Source organism: Phenylobacterium aquaticum (genome assembly GCF_947378715.1).
Taxonomy (GTDB): domain Bacteria; phylum Pseudomonadota; class Alphaproteobacteria; order Caulobacterales; family Caulobacteraceae; genus Phenylobacterium; species Phenylobacterium aquaticum_A.
In genome coordinates this window covers 1-3,247 of sequence record NZ_CANCLE010000267.1, presented here as the reverse complement: position 1 = coordinate 3,247, position 3,247 = coordinate 1, and the positions used below count along the sequence as shown (strand labels likewise).

At 70.6% G+C, this 3,247-nt stretch carries 4 protein-coding genes; 1 reads left to right on the top strand and 3 read right to left on the bottom strand.

What is annotated here, in order from left to right; genetic code table 11:
- The coding region (locus Q7P21_RS20315) for a hypothetical protein (RefSeq protein WP_304180200.1) at window positions 1–268 on the top strand (268 nt) is incomplete at its 5' end.
- Between the two features lie 25 nt (window positions 269–293).
- Here the strand turns inward: Q7P21_RS20315 and queG are convergent.
- The 3 genes from queG to Q7P21_RS20300 all read right to left on the bottom strand — a co-directional run bounded on the left by queG (window position 294) and on the right by Q7P21_RS20300 (window position 3,176).
- Window positions 294–1,433 carry a tRNA epoxyqueuosine(34) reductase QueG gene (queG, locus tag Q7P21_RS20310; protein WP_304165754.1) on the bottom strand — a complete coding sequence of 380 codons (1,140 nt, stop codon included), beginning with the start codon at window positions 1,431–1,433 and terminating at the stop codon, window positions 294–296.
- Complete coding sequence (locus Q7P21_RS20305; RefSeq protein ID WP_304165757.1) at window positions 1,414–2,088, bottom strand: glutathione S-transferase family protein; 675 nt, start codon at window positions 2,086–2,088, stop codon at window positions 1,414–1,416. Before Q7P21_RS20305 ends, queG begins: the two co-directional genes overlap by 20 nt.
- A 149-nt stretch (window positions 2,089–2,237) precedes the next feature.
- The gene (locus Q7P21_RS20300; RefSeq protein WP_304180195.1) at window positions 2,238–3,176 is read right to left on the bottom strand and encodes a cation diffusion facilitator family transporter; all 939 of its coding nucleotides are present in this window, start codon (window positions 3,174–3,176) and stop codon (window positions 2,238–2,240) included.
- Window positions 3,177–3,247: the final 71 nt, after the last annotated feature.

Sequence of the window (3,247 nt, the reverse complement as noted above, 5' to 3'; positions counted from 1 at the left end):
GCCCGCCGGGGCCAAGATGCGCGGGCCCTTGCTGGCGTTCAGCGAAGCGCTGCGGGTGCTGCGGCCGGGGGGCGTCTTCGTGGTGGTCGACCGGTTCGGAGACGCGGCGGACTATGGCGCGCCGGGCGACCTGGCGGCGGTGGTCGAGGCGACGCACGGCCTTCGTCGCGAGGCGCTGGTCGAGACCCTCGGCGTGCCCTGGCCGCTGAGGACCCGGCGCGCGCTGGGGCCGGTGGAGATGCTGTCAGGGCGCAAGCCCGGGGCTTAGCGGCCGCCGTTCCCCACCCTGGCCGCTACGCGGCCTGTCCCTCCCGGAGTGGGAGGATCGCCCACTCCGCCCGGACGTCCTCGTCCCGCTCGCCCGGCAGGTGCGCCAGCCTCAGCGTCTCGAACGCTTCCGCCCCATGCAGCCGTGACAAGGCCCAGACGGCCGCGCCGCGCACCACGGGGGCGGGGTCGGAGAGCAGGGGTTCGACGACCACGGTGGCGCCCGCGTCGCCGCTGTTGCCGATGGCGTAGAGCACGTTGCGGATGAAGCGGTCGCGGCCGATGCGCTTGACCGGGCCCTTGGCGAACAGCAGGCGGAAGGTCGGGTCGTCCAGCTGCACCAGGTCGCTGAGCCGGGGCTCCTTCAGGGCCTGGCGGGCGTGGAGGCGTTTCTCGCGGGCGCTGGTGGCGAACTTGTTCCAGGGGCAGACCGCCAGGCAGTCGTCGCAGCCATAGATGCGGTTGCCCAGGGCCGCGCGGAACTCGACCGGGATCGGGCCCTTGAGCTCGATGGTCAGGTAGGAGATGCAGCGCCGGGCGTCGAGCTGATAGGGGGCCGGGAAGGCCTTGGTCGGGCAGATGTCCAGGCAGGCCTGGCACTGGCCGCAATGGTCCCGGCCGGCGGCGTCCGGGGCCAGGGCGAGCTCGGTGAGGATCACGCCCAGGAACAGCCAGGAGCCGAACTCGCGGCTGACCAGATTGGTGTGCTTGCCCTGCCAGCCGAGGCCGGCGCGCTCGGCCAGGGGCTTTTCCATCAGCGGGGCGGTGTCGACGAACACCTTCAACTCGCCCTCGCCCTGGCTGGCCATGAACGAGGCCAGCTGCTTCAGCCGGCCCTTGATCAGCTCGTGATAGTCGTCGCCCTGGGCATAGACCGAGATCGCCCCCCGGGTGGGATGGTCGAGCAGGGTCAGGGGATCGTGCTGCGGCCCGTAGTTCATGCCCAGCACCACGGCCGAGCGGGCGGCGGGCCACATGGCGCGGGGGTGGGACCGCCGCGTCAGGGTCTCCGCCATCCAGTCCATCTCGCCGTGGCGGCCCTGGGCGACATATTCGGCCAGGCGGGCGCCGGCGGGCCAGGCGCTCTCCACCTCGGTGAAACGGCAGACATCGAAGCCCAGGTCATGGGCCCGTTTGCGGACGGCTTCAGAAATCGAGATCGTCATAATGGGGCGCCGGCGCGAGGCCGGGCCAACGGTCGGCCAGGAGCGGCCGGAAAGCCGGCCTCGACTTCAACTTCATGTACCAGGTCTTGACCCCGGTGAAGTCGTTCCAGGGCACATCGCCGAAATAGTCGATGACCGACAGGTGGGCGGCGGCGGCGAAATCGGCCATGGACAGCCGCTGGCCGGCCAGCCAGTCGCGCTGGCCGATCAGGCTTTCGATATAGACCAGGTGGCTGCGCAGGGCCTCGCGCCCCTGGCGCAGGCTGGCGAGATCGGGCGCGCCCAGGCCCAGCAGGCGCTTTTCCATCTTCTCGTGCAGCAGGAAGCCGCCGACCTCATAGTCGAACTTGCGGTCGAACCATTGCAGCAGGCGCCTGGCCTCGGCGCGTTCGCTGGCCTCGCGGCCGAGCAGGGGCGGCTCGGGATAGGTCTCTTCCAGGTGGTCGAGGATGGCGCGGCTCTCGCACAGCACCAGGTCGCCCTCGACCATCACCGGGGTCAGGCCGGACGGGTTCAGGGCCACCAGCTCGGCCGGGCGCTCCCAGTAGCGGACCGCCTGTTCGGTGAAGGCCAGCCGTTTTTCCCCCAGGGCCAGGCGGACCTGGCGGGAAGCGGGATCAAGCGGGAAGTGGAAGAGGGTTCGGGTGTCGCTCATGAACAAGGCAGGCTGGGGCAAAGCGGAATGAAGGCGCGGACCCGTTAAGTTGACGTTTACTTAGGCCTGTTCGTGGCCGGCGCCCTGCGGCCTGAGGTCTCTTTCGACGTTTTTCTCGTCCCCGTTTTGGGGAGAGCGGCGTCGCCAGGTCAGCCGTGGGCGTGCAGCTCGGCGAAGGCGCCGCCGTGGGGTTCGGCGCGGCCGCGGGGGTCGGGGTGGATCAGGATGTCGGCGGCGGGGAACCGGGCCAGGACCCGCTTCTCGGCGGCGACCATCACCGCATGGGCCTCCTCCAGGCTGAGCGCCGGGTCGAGATCGACATGCATCTGGATGTGGACGTAGGGCCCCGAGGCGCGGGTGCGCAGCTGGTGAACGTCGGTCAGGCGGCCGTCCTCGGTCAGCAGAGCGATGATCTGTTGCCGGTCGGCCTCCGGCAGTTCGCGGTCCATCAGCTGGTGCGAGGCCTCGCGGAACACGCTGATCGCGCCCCAGAGCAACAGGCCGGTGACCGCCAGGGCGGCGATGGCGTCCAGGCCGTTCACGCCCATGACCGCCGAGGCGGCGATGCCGATCAGGGCGATGATGTTGGAGGCCAGGTCGGTGGCGTAATGGGCCCGGTCGCCGGACACCGCCACGGAGCTGGTCTGGTTCAGCACCCGGGTCTGGGCGGCGATCAGCAGGAAGGTGAGCAGGGTCGAGACCGCCATCACCGCCACGGCCCAGCCCTCCCGGGCCAGGGGATGCGGCGCGGCCAGGTGGCGCAGGGCCTCCTGGCCGATCAGGGCGGCGGAGGCGAAGACCAGACCGGCCTGGACCAGGCTGGAAAAGGCCTCGGCCTTGCCATGGCCGAAGCGGTGCTCGTCATCCGGCGGGACGGCGGCGTAGCGGACCGCGAAGAAGGTGATCAGGGAGGCGACCAGGTCGAGGCCGGAATCGGCCATGGAGGCCAGCAGAGCCACCGAGCCCGAGGCCATCCAGGCGATGGCCTTGATGCTGACCAGCACGCCGGCGGTCGCCACCGACAGCATCGTCACCCGCCGGGTGAGGGCGGCGGTCTCGACGGCGGAAAGACCCTTGGGCGTGCTCATGCCCGGCTTTTAGCGGCGAGACCGGCCGGGATGTAGCGCGAACGACTCGCAAGGTTGGACGCTGCTCCCCC